Genomic DNA, 19,986 nt, shown 5'->3' with positions numbered 1-19,986 from the left:
ATAAAGAAAATAGCCTTGGGCTTTATTGATGCAAAACTGTAATCGACATTGTTTTCCTTCACCAAAGCCGAAACGACCGTCATTATCGTATTTGGCTAAGTCAAATTCGGCGGGGGGCTCAAAGGAAAAGCTGGATAAATGAGCCTGCTGGATGCGATGAACAGCGATGCTCCGTTCATTGTTATAGCCTTCGAAGCGACAAACTAAATAGAGGCGGTTGCCTTGTTGAGCGATCCCTAAGGGCATTACGTTTGCCCGTTTTTGCTCGGCCTTGCGGTTGTTAAACTGTAGGTTTAACCAACGGTTTTCAAACAGCCCCTTGCTCACTGTTTGCATTACTGCTAGGTCTATCTCTGGGGCTAACAAGGGCTGAGTTTCACTGACTACTCTGACTTTTTTTAGCCAAGCCTTAGCATTCGCGGGGGATTCATCGCTATGCAGGTTGTATTGAGCTTGCTCGAAGAAGCCACCTAGTGAGGCGCTTACATTGGCCGGTAACAAGTGGCTTAAATACTGTTGCGATAGCCCTAGCAGTAGCGATTCATGCTCGGAGAGATTGGGTAAGGCAAAGCCTAAATTGGTGTTCTTCAATTTATATCCGTAGGGTTTGCTGCGGGTATCGCGCTCAAGATTGAGGCTGTCACTTAGGCTTTGCAGCATTCGCTGGATGCTACGAATGTTTCGTTCGATGCCTGCTTCAGCTAGCTGCGCTTGCAACTCTTTGGCACTAATAAAGCGTGAACGAGGAATCCGTTTTAAGATTTCAAACGCTAAGCTAAGTGACTCATTAAGTGATGATTTTTGCTTCATATACCACCTACAACTTCGATTGCTAGCCTATCACAGCCAGTTTGTTTTTATGAAGCAAATCATCACTCATTAATACTGATAAAAGGCTCATAAACTGTTAATTTTTATAGTAAATCATGCTGCGTCATTTCGTGTCGCAAGGCGTACTCTAGCAGTAAAAATTAAGCCTAATTTGACAAGCCAAGCCACTGATAGCGCGGAGACTCTATTAGGCTAAGACTTTGATAATGTGTTTAGTTGAGGGTGGACTTATTGTTTCCAGTTCTTTCAACACAGCTGATTATCGCTTTTAGTGGAGGATTTTTGCTCAGTCCCTCAGCTGTGGCTTTGTGTTAATTATGTGAAGGATTACGCATTTCTTGCTGCGGTATTGTTTAGCTAGCCGAGCATGCGCTGCGGTGTTTAAGTTTGCTTGAATTGATTTGTAAGCATGCGCTGTTTTCATGGCAAAATGCTAAGTCTGTTGTGGAATTGCTTTCATCACTTAGGGAGAAGCAGTGGCTAAAAATTTGGCGGGGCGTAGCGCGGGGCGCTCGGGTTTATTGGCGGCGGCCTTTTTTGCTGTTTTAGGTGGTTTGGTCACGGCTGATTATTTGCCGTTGTGGGTATTGGTACTGTATTTGGTGATGAGTGTACTCACCTTTGGTTTCTATGTCTTGGATAAGTCTGCGGCGCGAGCGGGTCGCTGGCGAGTAGCCGAATTTAAGTTACATTATTTAGCCTTGTTTGGTGGCTGGCCGGGGGCGATGTTCGCGCAAAGCCTGCTGCGCCATAAAACTCAAAAACGAAGCTTTCGCCTAGGCTTCTATTTGACGCTAGCTTTCAACCTTGCGCTGTTAGGTTATTTGCTTAGCCCTGGAGGAAGGGCCTATGCTCAGGCTTTTGAGCAAGTGTTTACAGGTTTATTTTAATGTTATCTATTCAAGCTTACTCGCCAGAGTATAGTCACGCCGTGGCCGAACTATTCACTGCTGCGATACATGCGATTAGCGAACAACAGTATAGCGCTGAGCAAAAGTTAGCTTGGGCACCGTTGCCAATAGACTATGAACTTTGGCGACAACGCTTACGCCCCGAACGCTGTTATTTGGCACTGTTGAATCAGCAGCTGGCTGGATTTATCGAGTTGGAAGGAGATTATATAGATTGCTTTTATGTGGCGCCGCGCTATCAAGGCCAACAAGTGGGCTTACAGCTATATCGACATATTGAGGCTGTGGCTAGGCAGCGCCAGTTACCTAGTTTACGAGTAGATGCGTCTTTGGCTGCCAAGGCTTTCTTTCTCAAACAAGGCTTTGAGTTAGTGAGCCGCAATCAAGTAGAGCGTAATGGGCAGGTATTAAGTAATTTTACGTTGCAAAAACACTTGTTTTAGCCGCTTTGATCCACGCTTTTTACCAGCCAAAACTGATTATCTGGGTTTGTCCGTTACATTTGGTTATTATGGGCGCGGTTCAGAGGAGGTAAAAAGGAAATGGCTCGGACTACAATTAAAGATGTTGCCAAGGCGGCGGGGGTCTCCATTGCCACCGTATCTAATGTCATTAATGGCCGCAGCGGTAAGGTTAACTCGAATACCGCGCAGCGAATTTTGGCCATAGCCGAAGAGCTTTCCTACCATCGCAATCTTAATGCCGCCTCTTTAAAAACCGGCAATAGTCACATGATTTGGGTGATTATGCCCAAGCATACCATTCACCCGCATAATCAATTAGAAGACAGTCCCTTCTTTAATGATCTATTAATGGGCATTGAAAAAGGTGCCTCGCGCAGCGAATTGTATTTTTGCTTTATGCGCATCGCCGATGTTGATGAGTTAAAACGTTTAAGTATTGGTGCAGCCCCTAGAGGGGTGATAGTGGTAGGTATTTTCCCTCCATCAATTGAGCAGTTTATTGCCAACTGGTCATTTAATACCCTGATTATTGATAATCGGCAGATGCTACTCGATAACCCCGAGGCTCAGCACTTGCGTCATTTTGGTGTAGACGATTACCAAATGGGCCGTATGGCGGCTGAGTATTTGTTGTCTTTGGGTCATCGTCATTTGGTATTGCTGTTTGCCCCAGTTGAGCTGTCTGTAGTGCATCGGGATCGTTATCGCGGGGTATGTGACGCCTTGGCCGAGGTGGCGCAAACCAGTCATTATTTAGTTGAATGTGAGTGTAGCTTGTCGGCGGCGGATCAGTGTTTTAGCCAAATTCAGCAGCAGTTAAACTATCGAGCAAGCGCGGTCTTGACGATGGCCGATGTTCTTGCCTTGGGTTGCCATAGGGCCGCGATAAGACGAGGCCTAAGGATACCCGAAGATTTCTCTTTAATTGGTATGGATAACTTATCTTTGCTTAGCTATTTGCCTTATCGCCTCACCACGATTAGTCAGCAGGTCAGTCAGCGCGGTTACCAAGCGGTATTAACTTTACTGAATGGGGAATCGGAGGCAAGTGCTATGGAAGGCTTGTTACCCAGGCTGATCGAGGGTGATACCTGCGCTCCGAAAAAATAAAGGCAGTGCCGAAGCACTGCCTGTTTAGCCCTTTAATGCTATTGGCTAAGCATTACCGTGCCGTAAAGCGCTGGTACGTTGAGGCTTAGACTTCCATCTTCGGCTACTGTAACAGTACTGTTGTTGTTGATTAGATCTTGCAGTTGGCTGTTAGCTAACTGCGCCACACTCAAGTTAAGTGTTTTGGCTTCGGTCGCGTTGTTAAAGGCCGTTAAGGCATACGCACCATTGTATTCACGTAGTAAGACAATGCAGTTCTCATCCACATATACTGGCGCGTCAATGCTGCCGCGGCGAAGTATTGGGTTGTTGTTACGTAATGCAATTAAGGCTTTAAAGTCGGCCAATAGTTGATCATCTGGATTCCCACCTTGGTCAGCCCAAGGGTAAGGTGCGCGGTTGTATGGGTCTTCACCACCGGTTACGCCGACTTCATCACCGTAGAAAATGCTGGGCGCTCCTGGGAAGCTCATTTGGAACAATACCGCTAACTTCAAGCGCTGTTTGGCTTGTTCGATTACTGCACTGTCTTGATCGGCAGAGTTATAACCAAACTGGTAAAGCGCCCGTGAAGCATCGTGGGTTGATAATAGGTTCATCAATCCGTAGAAGGCTTCAGGTGGGTAGTTCTCGCGCATTAACTCAAAGTTATGGTAAAGCTCATTGGCTGGCTCGCCTGCCGCGTAATCCAAGATGGCGTCACGGAAGATGTAGTTCATGGTGGAATCGAACATATCACCTAGCAAGTGTTTAGAGGCATCAAACCAAGTTTCGGCAACGGTTAGCGCTTGTGGGTCATGGGCTTTCACATGAGTACGCCAGTCACGCCAGAACTCGTTGGTTACCCAAGGCGCAACATCCATACGCCAGCCGGAAGCACCACGGTCAAGCCATTGATTCATTACAGAATCTTCATTGCGGTAGGCAAAGGCTTTCCATCCTTCACTTTCTACAATTTCAGGTAAGGTGGCATAGCCTACCCAACCGGTAAATTGCTTTTCGATTTCAGTTTCTTCTGGGAAGAATTCGAACCAAGTGTAGAAAGGTGAGTCACTGCGAACCTGTTCATTCTCAAAGGCACCTACGCCGTCAAAGCGGCCGTAGCGGTCGAAGTAAACCGAGTCATCACCACTGTGGTTAAGTGAGGTGTCTAGAATTACCCGAATACCACGCGCTTCGGCTTCGGCACATAGTCTTACGAAGTCTTCATTGCTACCGAAGTTATCGTCAATATTTTCGTAGTCTGAAGTATCGTATTTGTGGTTACTTGGCGCTTCAAAAATAGGGTTGATGTATAGCGTATTGGCACCCAGAGATTTGATGTAGTCGAGTTTCTCGATGATCCCTGCTAAGTCACCACCGAAGAAATCGTTAGAGTAGATTTCGTCGGAACCATCACCCGGTACCCAAGGTGTATCGATCCAGTTGCTGTGGAACTCGATGTTGTCGCCATGGTAGCTGTCTACACCCGGTGTTGGGTCATTGCTAGTATCACCATTACGGAAACGCTCTGGGAAGATGTAGTAGTAAACCGCATCTTTGGCCCAATCAGGAATGGTGAAGTCTGGCACGTAGCTACTGTGGCGGTAACGACGAATCGCTTTACTGTCTTCGGGTAAGTAGGCCACTGTGGCTTCACCACCGGCACCGCGTTCTGCAGTTTCATACACAGCTAAGTTGTTGTTTTGTAGAACGTAGCTTTCGCCTGCAACGTGGAACACAAAGTAGTAACCGTACACTTGAACATTCTCAAAAGTGTAGCTGGCTTGCCAACGTTGTTGTTCGCCTGCTTCGCTAGCGACCATTGGAATGCGCGTTATTTCGGTATACTCAAGGATGTCCTGATTGCCTTCTAGCTTACGGCTTTCAATCACTAGCTCGGCGCTCTCAATGCCGCTGTCAGCGGTGAAGCTGAAATCAACGTTATCGCCAGCAGGGACTGCACCAAAAGGTGTTTTGTTGGCTAATTGGCGAGAGTCATAGTGAGCACTTAAGGCAATAGAGTTGGTGACTTCTAATACGCCAGTTTGCACCCAAGTTTGGGGACCAATATTGAGTACTGGCATGCTGCCATCATCAGCAAAAGTCAGTTTTATCGTATAGGCACCGTCGAAGTCGTAGTTAAGGTTCTCGGTGCTGGCCGCAGCATTACTATCACTGAGTAAAGAGTAATCTTGTTGCTCTGTTAACACAGCTTCACTGGCAGGATCGCCACCGAAACTGGTGGTTTCTGCCCAGCCCTCATCGGCAACTTTAAAGCCATAGCTGTCAGCTAGGTCAACGTTCAGGTAATAACCGTCACAGTAGTAGCTGAAGGCATACTCAGATGAAGCCGCCCAGCTGTTCATGTCGCCACGCAAGTAAAGCGTTTGAGCAAAGGGAGCATCTGTACAGCTTTGTAGGCTCAGGCTTGGCGCTTCTGCAGATGCAGTAGCGTCAAGGATTAACTTGTAAGTACCGTCGAAGGCATAGCTAAGGTTGGCGCCATCGAGCACTAAGCTTAAGGGCTGGTCTTCGCTGAATTCAGTGGTGTCATCGCCACCCCAGTTGCTAGTGGTGGACCAGTTTTCATCGGCGACTTTAAATTCCATTTCACCACTTAGCTCGCTTACTAGCTCAAAGCGGTCACACATGTAGGTAAATTGGTAGTCTTCGTTGGCTGCCCAGCTATTCATTCCACCACGTAGGTAGATATTGGTGCCTTCAAAGGGGTTTGCTACGCATTGGCGAGCATTGGTATTTTCACCGGGTTGTTCGGTTTCCTCGCTAATACAAGCATCGCCGGCTTCATTGAGTACTAATGGGGCTTCACAAGTGAGCTCCGGTACCTCTGGGGTTTCTTCTGCTGGGTTGCTGCTGCCACTGCTTCCACAGCCACTAAGTAAGCTACTGGAAACAAACAGGCTAAGCCAGAGTGCCGAGACTTTGGGGGTTTTACCTTGCATAAACCACTCCTTTTGGTTTGAGTTTGAGATAGGTTAAACGTTTTACTTGTTTTGGGAGCGCAAGAGTAAAACGTTTTACCACATGATGATGTGATCAAGGTTTTATTTTTTGTTGATGTGGTTTTTGTTTTTAGTAAATTTTTAGCGGAGGGCAAAAAGAGATAAAAAAATCCAGCCCAAGAGGCTGGATTTGTGTGGTTTAAGCTTAGCTTAAATGGCGGCGCCGTTAACACTCAGGGCTACATCAATATTGCCACGGGTTGCGTTAGAGTAAGGGCACACTTGGTGAGCGGTTTTCACTAGTTCTACTGCCTGCGCTTGTTCAAGTTCTAGTTCCACAGCCAAGGCCACAGTTAGTTCAAATCCACCTTGCTCATTCGGGCCAATGCCTACGGTTGCTGTGGTAGGCGCTGATTTAAGGGCGATTTTACCTTCACGGGCTACATGCAAAATGGCATTGGAGAAACAAGCTGCATAACCGGCGGCAAATAGTTGCTCTGGGTTAGTGGCTTCACCGCTGCCGCCCATTTCTTTAGGGTAGCTTAGGGCTAAATCCAATTTTTTGTCGTCGCTGCTAACTTGACCATTACGACCTGCTAATGCGGTAGCTGAAGTAGTATAAAGAGTTGCCATGATGTCTTCCTATTTAAGTTGTGTGCAATTTAATTGTTTGCAACTTTAGTTGAGGCGCTAACAAATTGCAAGTATATTGTGCGCAATTTATTTTATGTGGTAACCCAAATCATGAGCCAATCCCCCGAGCAGGATTCAATGCTAAGCCTAGACAAACAGCTTTGCTTTTCACTTTACAGTGCTTCTAACGCTATGGGGCGAGCCTATCGCCCTTTGTTGGAACAGCTTGATCTTACCTACTTACAGTACATTGTGATGATGTTGCTATGGGAGCATGACAGTGTGAGCGTGAAGAGTTTAGGGCAGCGCCTGCATCTGGATTCAGGCACTCTCACTCCCTTATTAAAGCGTCTTGAAAACAAAGGCTTGGTTAAACGTAGTCGAAGCCAACAAGATGAACGGGTTAGGGTGATTCAGCTGAGTGAGCAAGGTGCGGCACTGCGGCAGCAGGCCGAGGCCATTCCCCAACAGATGTTGTGCCAAGCGGATATGCCCATCGAAGAACTAGTGGCGCTAAAACAGGGATGTGATCGCCTGTTAGCCAAATTGATGAAATAGTTTCATCGCGCCAGTCGCAAATGTCGCTGGCGCTACAAAATCTAAAAAGGTAATAGCCGAAGCTAAAAAAATAACTGGCTCACGGCACCTGCCTATTACAATGGATGTTTCCTAGGTCTGGAATCTCCCATGTCTCAAGTTGCTGTAAATAAACTAGATCTGTTTCATCTAGCTTGGCCCATTCTTATCGAACAGCTGACCGGTGGGGTGGTGGTTATGGCCGATATTTATTTTCTAAGCCTACTGGGGGAAGAAGCCGCCGCCACAGCGGGTTTGTTGATGCCCTATTTGCTGATTGGTTTTTTTGTTTTACCCATGTTGTCCAGTGGTGGAACCGCAGCAGCTTCTCAATATTACGGTGCTGGTAAACTGGATAAAGTACAGCCGGTATTTATAACTAACATTGTGTTGCTGGGTGTAGCTGGTTTTGCCTTCAGTGCGTTTACCTTAGCCAATTTCGACAACATTGCCTTGTGGCTTAATTTTCCCGAAGCCATGCAGGTTTATGCTGAACAGTATTTAGCCATTATTGGTTTTTGTTTTGGTTTTCATGGCTTGCGTTGTGCTTATGGTTCGATCTTAGCGGCCAAGGCCATGACTCAATGGAACATGTTGGTATCGTTGCTGACTAACGTTTTAAATATTTTTCTAAATGCGACCTTATTTTTTGGCTGGTTTGGCTTACCGCGCATGGGTTTGCCGGGAATTGCCCTTAGTACCGTTTTGTCCTTTGTTTTTGCTTGGTTAATGGTGATGGCAATTGTGCATTATAAGGCGGGAGTGCGTTTGGAATTTAGCCGAGCCATGTTGCCACAGATGCGTGCTGTACTAAGGCCGTTACTGAAGATCTCGGTTCCCTCTGCTGCTGAGCCAGCTAACTACACGCTGCAACAAATTGTAGTGGCCGGTATTTTAGCTAGCTTGGGTGTGCTGGCGGTGTCGTCCTACACTTTTGTGCTACGCTTATTGTTTGTTTCGATGGCTGTGAGTGCCTCGTTGGCTGCTGCTGGACAAATTATCATGTCTCACCACATGGGCGCTCGCAATCTAGATACAGTAGATGCTACCTATATGCGCTGCATTCGTTTGGCGATGTCTTTTGCCTTTATCAACATGTTGGTCTTTGCTTGGTTTTATCAGCCCTTAATTGGCATTTTCAGCCAAGATCCCCAAGTGCAGTTTTATGCTAAGTGGCTGCTTATTATTTGCATCGTGATGGAACCCTTTCGCGCAATTAATATTGTGGCGGGCATGGCGCTCAAAGCGGTGGGCGACGGGCGTTTCTCTGCCAGTGTTGGTATCGTGTTTATTTGGGGCGTAGTGCCGGTGATCTATCTGTGTTCCATCTCTTGGCAATTGGGCGTTATTGGCGCTTGGGCCTGTTTTGCTTTAGATGAGGTGCTGCGTGGCATTATTAACCATTGGCGCTGGAAAACCTATAAGTGGCACAGCATGGGAATTAGCTAGCGCTGGTGTGGAAGGCTTGTGGTAGATCACACTCTGCTTCAATTGTATTGTCATTTAGCGATGAATATCGCTACAACTAAATGTTTTAGTTAACCCTATTAGCATGCTTAGCGGTAAGTGAGTTTGCCGCTAATTGGCTTGTTATTTTCCTTCAAACAGCGAGAAATATCATGAAATTAGAGTCTTTAGCCCTCCACCATGGTTATGAATCGGAAGCTACCACTAAAGCGGCCGCGGTGCCGATTTATCAAACTACTTCTTACACTTTTGATGATACTCAGCACGGGGCAGACTTATTTGACTTAAAGGTGCCGGGTAATATTTATACCCGCATTATGAACCCCACTACCGACGTATTAGAGCAACGTGTGGCGGCGATGGAAGGCGGCATTGCCGGTTTAGCTTTAGCTTCGGGGATGGCGGCGATTACTTACGCGATTCAATGTATATGTGAAGTGGGCACCAACATTGTCAGCACCAGCCAGCTATATGGTGGTACTTATAATCTATTTGCTCATAGCTTTCCCAAGCAGGGCATTGAAGTGCGGATGGTGTCAGCAGACGATTACGCCGGCTTTGAAGCAGCCATTGACGACAATACTCGGGCAATCTTTTGTGAGTCGATTGGTAACCCGGCGGGTAATGTAGTGGACTTGGTTAAACTGGCCGAGATTGCCCACAAGCACGGTATTCCATTAATGGTAGACAATACCGTGGCTACGCCGTTTTTATGTCGTCCTATCGATTTGGGTGCCGACATCGTTATCCACTCACTCACTAAGTACATTGGTGGGCACGGCACCTCGATTGGCGGGATTATTGTTGATTCAGGTAAGTTTGACTGGGTAGCAAATAAAGAGCGCTTTAAGATCTTAAATGAACCGGATCCTTCTTATCATGGTGTGGTATATACCGAAGCCTTAGGCCCTGCGGCTTATATTGGCCGTTGCCGAGTAGTGCCCTTACGTAATACCGGTGCCGCTATCTCTCCTTATAACTCCTTCCAAATTTTACAGGGCTTGGAAACCTTGGGTTTACGTATGGAGCGCCACTGTAAAAATGCCGAAAAACTGGCCGAATACTTACAGCAACATCCTAAAGTGGCTTGGGTTAATTACGCAGCGCTGAGTGCTAGCCCCTATCATCAGGTCTGTCAGAAGATCGCTGGCGGCAAGGCCTCGGGTATTTTGAGTTTTGGTATTAAAGGCGGTAAAGACGCGGGCGGGCGTTTTATTGATGCGCTAGAGATGATTTTGCGCTTGGTGAACATTGGCGATGCGAAGTCCTTAGCTTGCCATCCTGCAACGACTACCCATCGTCAGTTAAACGATGAAGAGTTGGCCAAAGCGGGTGTGAGTGCCGATTTAATTCGTATCTCAGTGGGTATTGAAAACATTGACGATATTATTGCCGATGTTGAGCAGGCTTTAGAAAAAGCCTAAACCTTTGGCCAGTTAAAGCCTGGCTCAGAGCGGTTTAACGCTCTGCATTACTAGCAGCATAGGGCTTAAAAAGTTTAAGCCCTATGCTGTAAATTCAGTTCCTCCAGTCTGTTTATTCCTTTATTGACTAAATAAAAAGTTACACCGCTGCAAAATCTGTTAACACTTCGGCTACACTGAAATAGGGTTTTAAGGATTGTGGTAATCTGAGGGATTTAGCTAATATGCGATGGTTTTTACTATTGAATATAGTGTTGGCTCAGAGCGTTGATGCCGACCATACAATGCGTATTTCTACCGTTGAAGGCGTTGTTGCCGCCCCTCATATTAGTGAGTTTGTGCGCGCGGCCTACCAACAGCTGGGCTATCAAATAGAGATTTTGCCCATGCCGGCCAAGCGCTCACTGCATCAGGCAAGAGACAGTGAAGATATAGACGGTGAACTGGCCAGAACCATATACGCTGCGGGCTATTTACCCAAACATACCCTTATCCCCGTTCCGGTTGGACAACTAAAAGTCGCCGCTTTTGTGAATAATGAAGCTCTAGTCATTCATAGCTGGTCGGATTTAAAACACTATAGGGTTGCCGCTGTTCGCGGGCATTTAGCTTCGGTGAATCGCTTAGCTGAGCATGGCGAAGCATATTTCTTAAATGATGCCGAACAAGTATTAACCATGCTGGAGCGAGGCCGAGTCGATGTGGCCATTTTGCCTAGGGGGGTGGGCTTGTATTGGATTAAAAAAAATCGCCATCGCGAGTTGAATATTCCGCCTACGGTGATCGAAGAAATTCCCATGTATCACTTTTTGCACTCGCGCCATCAAGACTTGGTTGAACCCTTAAGTCAAATAATGGCCGAGCTAAGGGAGCAAGCAGAGCTCATCGAATCGAATAACCCTCATAACATTAGCCCTGCCGAGTAACTGCGGTTATTGCTAGTGTTAGCCCTTGGCGTGCACAACTGTAGCTGTGTTAGCGGAAGAGCCTATGGCGCGTTTTTGCCAATAGAGCAGGCTCAAGGCCAAACTGAAATAGGCTGCTGCTTGTAGCCATAAGTGAGTAAAGTGCTGACTAACTTCATTAAACGAGGCGGCCATTTGGTTTATTTTCAACATGCCTAATACCATGGGTTTAGCCGGTACCACGTCAGAGAGAATGTTTATCATCGGCGGTACGCTGTCTAAAGGCCAAATAAAACCGCAGGAAAACACAATCGGCAAAGAGCTTAATAAGCCCACCGCGGTGGCGTAATCACGGTGAGGAAGTAAACAAGCAATGCATTGTCCTAGGCAAACTGTGGCAATTAAAAACGGTAATAACAGTTTAAATATATCGGCAATATTGGCCCAATGATGTACCCCTAGGGCATCAAAGGTAAAGCCAAAATAGAAGCAAGACATTAACCAATAAATGGCCACAAATAATAGGCAACGCACCGTTAACACCTTCACCACCGAGGCATACGCCAATACATTAGCCTGACTAGAACCTAGTTTGGGCGAAGCGTGTAAGCCCAGCGCAATCAATAAGGTTTGATGCAAAATAATGACAAACACTGCTGGTATCACGTAATCAAGATAACCTTGGTTGGCATTAAATACCGCTTCTGCTTGGAGTTGAACCGGGGAATGTAGTTTGCTGGCTAGCTCTAATGGCACCCCTTGCAGCAACATTTGGCTTACCTTCACTTGCGCGGCAAGTGTACCCGAGGTGGTGGCTAAGCCTTGTACGATGGTGCCATAAACAAGAAAGTAAGAGGCGTCGCCAGCATAAGACAAGGTAGGCGAGCGGCCCAATAGCAGGTCACGATAGAAGTGTTTAGGCACCACCAAAAAGCCACTAATTTTTCGTTCAATTAATTGTTGCTGCGCCTGCTCTATGGTGGCTACTTGGGCGACCACCTGAACTAGAGGGCTAGCGTCCACCATGCGCAGCAGTTGTCGGCTCAACTGGCTACCGTCGTGATTAATCACCGCAATTGATTGCTGCAAGGGCGTTTGCAAACGATAGGGCTGAGGATAGAGAAAGGCATAAAACAGCAAACCGCCAATCACCGTGACCAGTAGCGAACGGTTCCTGATTATTCTACGCCACTCTAGCGGCAATAAGGGAAAAGATCTCATGCTAATGGCTCCTCACTGTGAGGAAGGCTGAAGCGTCGTTTTACCAAGTAGGCCGCTAACAAAAAGCCAGTACCGAAGAGCAGCAAAATACTTAACTGCGGCAGGGCTTGGCTAACATGGGCGCCATAGTTAGCTTGGGTGACTTGCAACTCAATATATTGAGTGATGGGAATTAATTGGCGCCAAAACTGGGCAAACTGGGGCATGTCGGTAACCGGAAAGGTGACGCCCATAAAGGCAAAGCTGGGCGCGGTGAGGGCACCGGTAAAGCTAAATGAGGGGGCCATATCTTGAAAAAACAACATAAAGACTAAACAAATGGCTTGGGTTGCCATAATGCACAGCAGCATGCCCAGTAACAAAATGCTCCACGAACCGCGCATCGGCCAGTCGAATACATGGAACATCAACGTGCATAACAGGATGCCTTGTAGCCACAAGAGGGCGCCAAAAAATAGCAGTTTAACGCTAATTTTACTCAGCGCTTGTTGGCCCAGCCAGGCATTGTAGCGCTGTTCTTTTAACTCTGCGCCCAAGGCTAATATGGTGACGGCTACAATCAATACTTGCCAGAAGGCAGGCAAAGCCGCTGACACAATAAATTGGGCATAGTTACTATTACCGTTGTATAGGGCGCTGATTTGGTTGCGAATAGGGACAGCTGCGCTCATCGCTTGCATCAGTTGGGTATTACCCGCGCTGAGTTTTTTGGTTACCTCTATTTTGGCATTAAAGGTGCCATGGGCCTGTTGTAGCGCCGAGTTGATTTGCTTACCTAACACCATGAATTGGCTGTTGTAGTAAGCGGCGACTTTGGGCGGGCGAGCCAATTTAACCTGTTTTTCTAGGCCCTCGGGAATAATCACCAAGGCCGAGACATCGGCCTTGCGTAACATGCGTCGCGCTTCGATCTCATTGCTTACACTAATGACCTTAAGACTAGGGCTGGCGTCATAGTGTTGCTGTAAGGTTCTGGATATTTGGCTATGGTCAAGGTCGACCACGGCAATGGGTAACTCGCGGGTTAAACCGGCGGAGAAAATCCACCATACCAGCAAAAAAACCAAGATGGGTAACCAAGTGAGTAAGCTGAGCAACCAGCGATCTCGACATAGCAGTTGCCACTGTTGTACCAACAACTGCTGTACGGTCACGCTTTGCGTAGACGCTTGACTCATGGCTTATTGCTCAAGCTCAATGATGGCGCTCATGCCCACGCGCAATTGGTCGATTTGCTGTAGTGGCCGGGCTTCAATTTCAAAGGTGCGTAGGTCAAAGCCGGTGCGACTATCGGTGGCGCGCCAAGTAGCAAAATCACCCATCACCGATACATGGGACACTTCAAACTTAAAGCTTTGGTTGTCTAGTGCCGGTAAGCGGGCCATAAACTGATGGCCTTTTTGAAACTGACTGAGTTGGTCTTCACGCACATGTAATACTAACCAAGCGTCTTGCATATCGATGATTGATACCACCGGAAAACCAGTAGGGGCCAATTCACCGCTTTGCAATAACAGCTGGCTTACCTCACCGGCATGCCAGCTGGTGACGTCGGTATCGCTGGTAAAGGCTTCTACTTCGGCCACTACGCCAGCGGCGGCTCTAACTTGTTCTTGAGCGGCTTTTTTGGTTTCATCGCGCGCCCCTTCTTGTGCCAGTTGGTACATTTGCGAGGCGGCATTTTCGGTATAGCGTGCGGCTTGCCATTGGGTATAGGCTTCGTCACGTTGTTGTTCGGCCACTACGCCATCTTGGTAGAGGTTGTTAACCCGTTGGTAGGTTTTTTCGGCTAGCTGGGCCGCCGCTTGCGCTTTCTGCCATTGGTCTTTGGCGGCGGCGACTTCTTGAGAGCGCGCGCCGTTTTCTGCCTGTTCTGCCATGGCCGAGGCGGCTTGCTGTCCGGCTTTTGCCTGCACTAACTTGGCGTCTAACTCGGGGCTAGTAATGGTGAAAATAAGCTGGCCGGGTTCAACCTGCTGGCCTTTTTTCACTAATACTTGGTCAATTCGGCCTGCCACTTTAGACGAAATATTATATTGCTGGGCTTCAATTTGCCCTTGCAATAGTTGAGGTTTGGGTTGGTAGGCCTGCCAAAACGAATAGCCTACCCAAGCAATAATGATACCTAGCGGCACCAGAGGAAGAATTGCAGATGATTTACGCATAAGTAAGCCCTAGTTGAAGCGATAATATTGTGAAAAGTTAGCCATTTCGCCGCTGAGTGCGGTGAGCTTTGCCAGTGCCAATACATGATTATAGGCGGCGGCTTGGCGCTGGGTTTTAACACTGGCCAGAAACATTTCGGCATCCACCACATCTACAGAGGTGGCCAAGCCCTGATTAAAGGCTTTTAAGCGGATCCGTAGGTTCTCTTCAGCCAAGGCTAAAGATGATTCAAGCCCTTGGTATTCCTCTAGCGCAAGTTGTGCTTCGCGATAAGTTTTTTCTACTAACAAACCTAGGTCTCGTTCCGCCTGAGCGCGCACATAGCCGATTTGGCGAACCGTGCTGTGAGCGGCGTTGACCTTGTCGGCGCGGCCAGAGTTGTCGATAAGTGGTATAGATACGCCCACTCCTACCATCCAGTCGGGCGCATATTGAGCGGCTAAGCTGTCGCCTTCGTATAGCTGGTAGTTACCAAACATAAACACTTCCGGCATGTAGCTGCCTTTCTCAATAGTGACCAGCTTTTTCGCTTGTTCGGTTTTGCTGTCGAGGATCGCCAGACCGGGGTAACTATTAAGGGTGCGGCTCATAAATTGTTCTAAGCCGGGAATGGCTGACTCGGTAAACAATGCCGTGCTGGGTTCAACCGTTTGCTGGCTATGTAACAGATCTTTTAAGGCCAGTTGGGCAATTTGATAGTTACGCAGGGCTTTTTGAGTATCGACCTTAGCCTTGTCATAAGACGCATCGGCTTGTAAGCGTTCAACGTAGGCAATTTGCCCTTGTTGCTCTAGTTTTAAAGCGTTGCTTAGATGTTTCTTTAAGCCATCTTCTACTTCTTTATAGGTTTCTGCTACCTGAGCTGCCAATACTACGCCGAAGTAAATACGGGCTAAGTCTTCAAACTTAGCTTGCTGCTGCATGGCCAGTACCTTACCCGCTTCTATGTGTTGCTCGCGCGCAATGTCGATAGCCGCGCCGCGTCGTCCGCCGGTGTATAACGGCCAAATGGCGCGAATAGAGCTGGTGGTAATATCTTGGTCGGTAAAATTGGTTACCGTGGGTAACTGCAGAAGCGGCGCCAAGATTTGTCCTAAGGCTGGATCTAAGCCGCTTAAATCTAGTGAGGCGAGCGGCTCTAAATCTTTTAAATCTAAAGAGACTGGTTTTTCTAGGCGCGTATAGTTGCCGGTTAAGTCAACCTTGGGATAGTAGAGCGCTTTAGCTGCTTCGCGTAGCGCTTCGCTGCGTTCTACACTGGCCTTGTTGGCAGCTAAGCTATCGTTGTTTGTTAACACTTCTTGCCATGCTTGTTCAAAGCTCATGGCGTAAGCTTGACCGACTAGAGCGAGCTGCAATACTCCGAAGATTAAACTTGAATATATCGCGGTAAGCAGTTTTTTCACTTAACATGGTCCTTATGATTTAGAGTAATTACTCTACATTAACTAGCCTTGTTGATACAAGTTTTACTCTGCGCTTAACAGTCTCATTTGACGTAATTTTAGTCAATTAAGTTTGGGCCTAATAAGGCCAGGTTAAGGGCTTATCAAACCGAAGGTGGCAGTGGAGTGGTTAATCAGTATGGTTAAAGCACTTTTTCACTTGTCTGTGAGTTATCACGTCAGCGAGAAGTTTACAGTGCTGGCTATATTTAAGGCGAGCCATTCTCGGACGCTCACCTTTTTTATTGAGCAACCCAAGTGGATATAATTAACTTTTTTGTTAATACTGTTTAGACCCATGAGTTAGGACTTGATGTTTTAGCGCCTTGCTTAATCTTCTATAAACATAAGGATATGTATGAAGCTTAATTATTTATGGTCGTTAGCTTTAACAACGGCTTTACTGTCTTGGGCGAGCAATGTTAACGCCTCGATAAATCAAGCTGATTTATATGGCAGTTGGCATTGTAAAACTTCACTTGAAGAGAATGGCGTGAAGATATTTGTAGATATGGACGCCAATTATATTCGTAATGGTAAGTCAAATGGCTTTGGTTTCTTTGTTATCCGCTTTCCTGATGGACTAGAAGTCAAGTATTCGGTTACGGGAAGCGGTGTTTGGCAGCTAAAAAATGGCTATCTCATTGAAACGAGTGAGGAGATTAAGGTGGTTAACCTTAGTCATCCTAGATTAGACAAAATACTGGATATGGAGAGCTTATTTCCGCAAAACGTCAGTGAATCATCTAAAGTTCTACAGCTAAATAAATCCTTTTTGAAAGTGAAATCCGAAACCAACGGAACAGTAATTGGCTGTAAGCGCAGTTAAGTGCTTAATAACGATAGCTCTTTCTGGTTAGGTAGTTTTACTAGAAAGCGCTGTTTCCCCAGCTAAATCACTTATTGCCCCTATTTGCGCAAACAAGCGCCGCGAAGCACTCTAATGCTGGCTTTTGGCAAAAGTAAATTTCACGAATACATCATAAATTTTAGATAAGTTGCTGGTGTAACTAGATATTTATTTGATAAATTTGTTTTTAATTTTATTAGAAGGCAGTGCTGCGTAGCCAAAGCCCAGCCTTGATGAATAAACGACTAGGCCGAATCGACGCTATTCTTCCGCTTTCCTCCTCAGTTAGCAGGTGCTTTGGTTGGAATCATCCAGCATCGCGCTAAGGGCGTAATCCTGTGGCCAGGCGACTTGGTACTTAAAGTAAAAGATTATTGGTTAATTAGTAAGGAAATAAACATGGAAGTCGGTGTTTTTGATAGAACAGAAACCAGCGATAAAATCATCAGTGGCAGTATGTATAACATGGTGATTGGGGCAACCCTGCTGTGGGGCTTTGCGCTTAATTGGTTAATGGTGAAGAACATTCCCGCCGAAGCGATTCGTTCGGTAAGTCCCTTGGTGTTTTTTGGTGGTTATTTCGCCTCATGTTTCTTCGGTATTTATCTGTTTCGCAAATCAGATAATCCGCTGGTGAGCTTCATTGGTTACAACTTCATCGTAGTGCCTTTTGGTTTAATCATTAACGTGGTGGTTAGTCAGTACAATCCAGAAATTGTATTGGAAGCGGTAAGAGTGACCGGCATGGTGACCTTTGTGATGATGTTGTTGGGCTCGATGTATCCCGCCTTTTTCCAACGCATTATTGGTGGCCTGTTCATTGCTCTGTTGTGTGTGATAGTGGTGGAGTTGATAGAAATCTTCATCTTTAAAACCCATCACGGCGTGCTCGATTGGGCGGTGGCACTGATTTTTTGTGGCTACATCGGTTACGACTGGGCGCGCGCCAATGCCATTCCCAAAACCTATGATAACGCGATAGACAGCGCCGCTGCCCTGTACATGGACATCATCAACCTATTCCTGCGTATTTTGCGCATTCTGGGTAGAAAGTAATTAACGTTAATGGATGAGCCGCGGCTAAGCTGACAGAAAACTGTAGCGTCGCGGCAACTTGTTAAGGAAAACAAATGCATCACCAGCAACAGCTCAATCCTTGGTTCTCCATGTGGACCAAGCCTCGCGCTACTATTCAACAAATCATCGACAATAACCCTCAGCATCTGGTGCTGCTATTGGCGGCGATAGCCGGCTTTGGCGAAGTCTTAAATCGCGCCAGCTTTAAAAGCTTGGGCGACAGATTTGAGTTGCCTTATATCTTTATTATTGCCGCAGCTTTAGGGCCATTTCTGGGTATTATCGGCTTGTACATTGGTAGCTTTCTATTTCGCTGGGTAGGCTCTTGGCTAGGTGGTGAAGCAAGCACTCAAGAGATCCGCGCCGCCATTGCTTGGGCCGGTGTGCTGAGTATTTGGAGCTTACTACTTTGGGTGCCAGAATTGGCTCTGTTTGGCCAAGAGCTATTTACCACCGCCACGCCGAGGATTGATGCAAGTCCGCTGTTGGCGGTGACGCTATTGGGCTTTTCCATAGCAGAAATCATTCTTGGATTATGGGCCTTGGTGGTGCTTTTAAAATGTTTGGCGCAGGTACAGGGTTTTTCTGCGTGGAAGGCCTTGGGCAATCTAATTCTGTCTGCACTGGTTATTGTAGTGCCGATTATGTTGCTGGTGTTTGCCTTTATCGCTTTGGTATAGGCCTATCTGAGCAATCTGTCATTTTTTGCGGCATGGTGTTGGTGTTCTGCTAACGCACTGTAGCGGCTGCTGCTGGACTGGTCTTGTTGTTCGATTTCGCCTTGACGGCGACTTCATTTTCTTTAACCGTTAAAGAAAACGAAGCAAAAGAAAGACGGCCCGGCATCCTCGTAGTTACCGTAAATGATTTGTCAAAACCACGCGCCTGCGCAACTCGCTACGCTCAAACAGTGCTCGGCGTAATCGCGGTTTTGGCGGCATCATTTGGCGAGGATGCATGGGGAGGGAAAGCCGTCATTTGCCATTGTTGAGTGGGTAAAATGATTTAATCTAAAGCTGTGTTTGGATTGTTGGCAACGCATTGATTTTTGGGCTATGCAGGCTTAACTAAGCGAAAGAAAGGCCGCCCTAGCATCTCCGTTACTCCTGCGCAGCCCGTTCATCTGGGGGTGAAGCAAACACGCTTTGGCGAGTATCGGATCTATGCCTGAGCGGGCTAGCAAAATGTTGAACGTGCTCTGGTTCGCGTCTTGCTCACTTAGCGTATGATTGTTAATTGTTTTTATATTTATTGGTGCGGCGATGAATGCTTAGTGATTACCTTGTACGGTAGGCTAGCTTGCAAGGTCGCAGCAATACAATGTTATGGGTATTTTTAATTGAGAAAGGAAGGTCGATTTGAAAAGTGAATTAGTCAATATTTGCTATGAAGGCGAATCTGGTAACTCAGACATTCGTACACTCTCCCATGAAGGGCTGTTACATATCTCATTGAAAGATATTCTGGTAACTCTGAACAAAGAAAACAGAGAGCTTAACGAAACGCATGCGCCTAAACTAATGGCTGGCCTTATAAAATCACAGCTGGAAGCTTTGGATATAGATGAATATATTTCTGTTCCATCAGTCAACCCAATATTTGACGGTGAAACTGAAATTTTTGTTACCCAACCAGGGTTATACCGAGTTCTCTCTAGTGATAGAAGCAAAGCCGGAAAGCGGTTCCAAAAGTGGCTTTATCACGAAGTTATTCCTTCTTTAACTAAACATGGTGTTTATCCACCACCACATGAAGCAAAAGGGTCTTTGCTTACTCAAATGGCAGAGATCGTAGCGCAAAATTCAAGGATGATCGCGGATGCGCTAGCGAAACAAGATGAGCTTGAGCAGGACGTTATTACAGTAAAAAGCAAGCTTGGAACTGTAGTGGACAAAGTAAATGCTATGGACTCTAAGGAGCCTGAAGATACGTTTATTGTGACTGTCCGTCACAGGTGCAGT

At 46.7% G+C, this 19,986-nt stretch carries 18 protein-coding genes; 11 read left to right on the top strand and 7 right to left on the bottom strand.

Annotated elements, in window-relative coordinates; all coding sequences use genetic code 11:
• Positions 1-810 (bottom strand): helix-turn-helix transcriptional regulator (locus tag ACQY6Q_RS13815; RefSeq protein ID WP_427982246.1); only part of this gene is annotated, 810 nt, incomplete at its 3' end.
• A gap of 497 nt (positions 811-1,307) precedes the next feature.
• On the opposite strand from ACQY6Q_RS13815, the gene ACQY6Q_RS13810 reads away from it, so the two are divergent.
• The 3 genes from ACQY6Q_RS13810 to ACQY6Q_RS13800 all read left to right on the top strand — a co-directional run bounded on the left by ACQY6Q_RS13810 (position 1,308) and on the right by ACQY6Q_RS13800 (position 3,316).
• Positions 1,308-1,721 (top strand): DUF1294 domain-containing protein, encoded by a 414-nt coding sequence (locus ACQY6Q_RS13810; protein WP_427982245.1) that lies wholly within the window; start codon positions 1,308-1,310, stop codon positions 1,719-1,721.
• Positions 1,721-2,185, top strand: coding sequence for a GNAT family N-acetyltransferase (locus ACQY6Q_RS13805; RefSeq protein WP_427982243.1), 465 nt, complete (start codon positions 1,721-1,723; stop codon positions 2,183-2,185). The genes ACQY6Q_RS13810 and ACQY6Q_RS13805 overlap by 1 nt, the downstream gene beginning before the upstream one ends.
• 99 nt (positions 2,186-2,284) lie before the next feature.
• Positions 2,285-3,316 (top strand): LacI family DNA-binding transcriptional regulator, encoded by a 1,032-nt coding sequence (locus ACQY6Q_RS13800; protein ID WP_427982242.1) that lies wholly within the window; start codon positions 2,285-2,287, stop codon positions 3,314-3,316.
• 38 nt (positions 3,317-3,354) lie between these two features.
• Here ACQY6Q_RS13800 and ACQY6Q_RS13795 read toward each other — a convergent pair whose 3' ends face one another.
• Complete coding sequence (locus tag ACQY6Q_RS13795) at positions 3,355-6,261, bottom strand: glycoside hydrolase family 13 protein (RefSeq protein WP_427982241.1); 2,907 nt, start codon at positions 6,259-6,261, stop codon at positions 3,355-3,357.
• A gap of 210 nt (positions 6,262-6,471) precedes the next feature.
• Positions 6,472-6,894, bottom strand: a complete 423-nt coding sequence (locus ACQY6Q_RS13790) for an organic hydroperoxide resistance protein (protein WP_427982240.1) — start codon at positions 6,892-6,894, stop codon at positions 6,472-6,474.
• Positions 6,895-7,005: 111 nt separating this feature from the next.
• Between ACQY6Q_RS13790 and ACQY6Q_RS13785 the strand changes: the two genes are divergently transcribed.
• The 4 genes from ACQY6Q_RS13785 (at position 7,006) to ACQY6Q_RS13770 (ending at position 11,287) form a co-directional block, all read left to right on the top strand.
• Entirely contained in the window at positions 7,006-7,452 is a 447-nt protein-coding gene (locus ACQY6Q_RS13785; protein ID WP_055735047.1) for a MarR family winged helix-turn-helix transcriptional regulator, read from the top strand.
• A 129-nt stretch (positions 7,453-7,581) separates the two neighbouring features.
• The gene (locus tag ACQY6Q_RS13780) at positions 7,582-8,919 is read left to right on the top strand and encodes an MATE family efflux transporter (RefSeq protein WP_427982239.1); all 1,338 of its coding nucleotides are present in this window, start codon (positions 7,582-7,584) and stop codon (positions 8,917-8,919) included.
• 170 nt (positions 8,920-9,089) lie between these two features.
• Positions 9,090-10,361 (top strand): O-acetylhomoserine aminocarboxypropyltransferase/cysteine synthase family protein, encoded by a 1,272-nt coding sequence (locus ACQY6Q_RS13775; RefSeq protein ID WP_427982237.1) that lies wholly within the window; start codon positions 9,090-9,092, stop codon positions 10,359-10,361.
• Positions 10,362-10,585: 224 nt separating this feature from the next.
• Positions 10,586-11,287 carry a substrate-binding periplasmic protein gene (locus tag ACQY6Q_RS13770; RefSeq protein ID WP_427982236.1) on the top strand — a complete coding sequence of 234 codons (702 nt, stop codon included), beginning with the start codon at positions 10,586-10,588 and terminating at the stop codon, positions 11,285-11,287.
• Positions 11,288-11,305: 18 nt separating this feature from the next.
• Here the strand turns inward: ACQY6Q_RS13770 and ACQY6Q_RS13765 are convergent, their stop codons facing one another.
• From ACQY6Q_RS13765 to ACQY6Q_RS13750, 4 genes are read right to left on the bottom strand one after another with little or no spacing between them, the layout of a single operon-like run.
• Complete coding sequence (locus ACQY6Q_RS13765) at positions 11,306-12,487, bottom strand: ABC transporter permease (protein WP_427982234.1); 1,182 nt, start codon at positions 12,485-12,487, stop codon at positions 11,306-11,308.
• Entirely contained in the window at positions 12,484-13,665 is a 1,182-nt protein-coding gene (locus tag ACQY6Q_RS13760) for an ABC transporter permease (RefSeq protein WP_427982232.1), read from the bottom strand. Before ACQY6Q_RS13760 ends, ACQY6Q_RS13765 begins: the two co-directional genes overlap by 4 nt.
• A 3-nt stretch (positions 13,666-13,668) precedes the next feature.
• Entirely contained in the window at positions 13,669-14,652 is a 984-nt protein-coding gene (locus tag ACQY6Q_RS13755) for an HlyD family secretion protein (protein WP_427982230.1), read from the bottom strand.
• A 9-nt stretch (positions 14,653-14,661) separates the two neighbouring features.
• The gene (locus tag ACQY6Q_RS13750) at positions 14,662-16,059 is read right to left on the bottom strand and encodes a TolC family protein (protein WP_427982229.1); all 1,398 of its coding nucleotides are present in this window, start codon (positions 16,057-16,059) and stop codon (positions 14,662-14,664) included.
• Positions 16,060-16,456: 397 nt separating this feature from the next.
• On the opposite strand from ACQY6Q_RS13750, the gene ACQY6Q_RS13745 reads away from it, so the two are divergent.
• The 4 genes from ACQY6Q_RS13745 to ACQY6Q_RS13730 all read left to right on the top strand — a co-directional run.
• The gene (locus tag ACQY6Q_RS13745) at positions 16,457-16,927 is read left to right on the top strand and encodes a hypothetical protein (protein ID WP_427982227.1); all 471 of its coding nucleotides are present in this window, start codon (positions 16,457-16,459) and stop codon (positions 16,925-16,927) included.
• Positions 16,928-17,347: 420 nt separating this feature from the next.
• Positions 17,348-18,004, top strand: coding sequence for a Bax inhibitor-1 family protein (locus ACQY6Q_RS13740; protein ID WP_427982225.1), 657 nt, complete (start codon positions 17,348-17,350; stop codon positions 18,002-18,004).
• A gap of 74 nt (positions 18,005-18,078) precedes the next feature.
• Positions 18,079-18,705, top strand: a complete 627-nt coding sequence (locus ACQY6Q_RS13735; RefSeq protein WP_427982223.1) for a Yip1 family protein — start codon at positions 18,079-18,081, stop codon at positions 18,703-18,705.
• Between the two features lie 678 nt (positions 18,706-19,383).
• Positions 19,384-19,986 (top strand): BRO-N domain-containing protein (locus ACQY6Q_RS13730; RefSeq protein WP_427982221.1); only part of this gene is annotated, 603 nt, incomplete at its 3' end.

The sequence above is a fragment of the Agarivorans sp. genome, assembly GCF_050295395.1.
Lineage (GTDB): Bacteria > Pseudomonadota > Gammaproteobacteria > Enterobacterales > Celerinatantimonadaceae > Agarivorans.
This window is presented reverse-complemented; position numbering and strand designations above follow the sequence as displayed.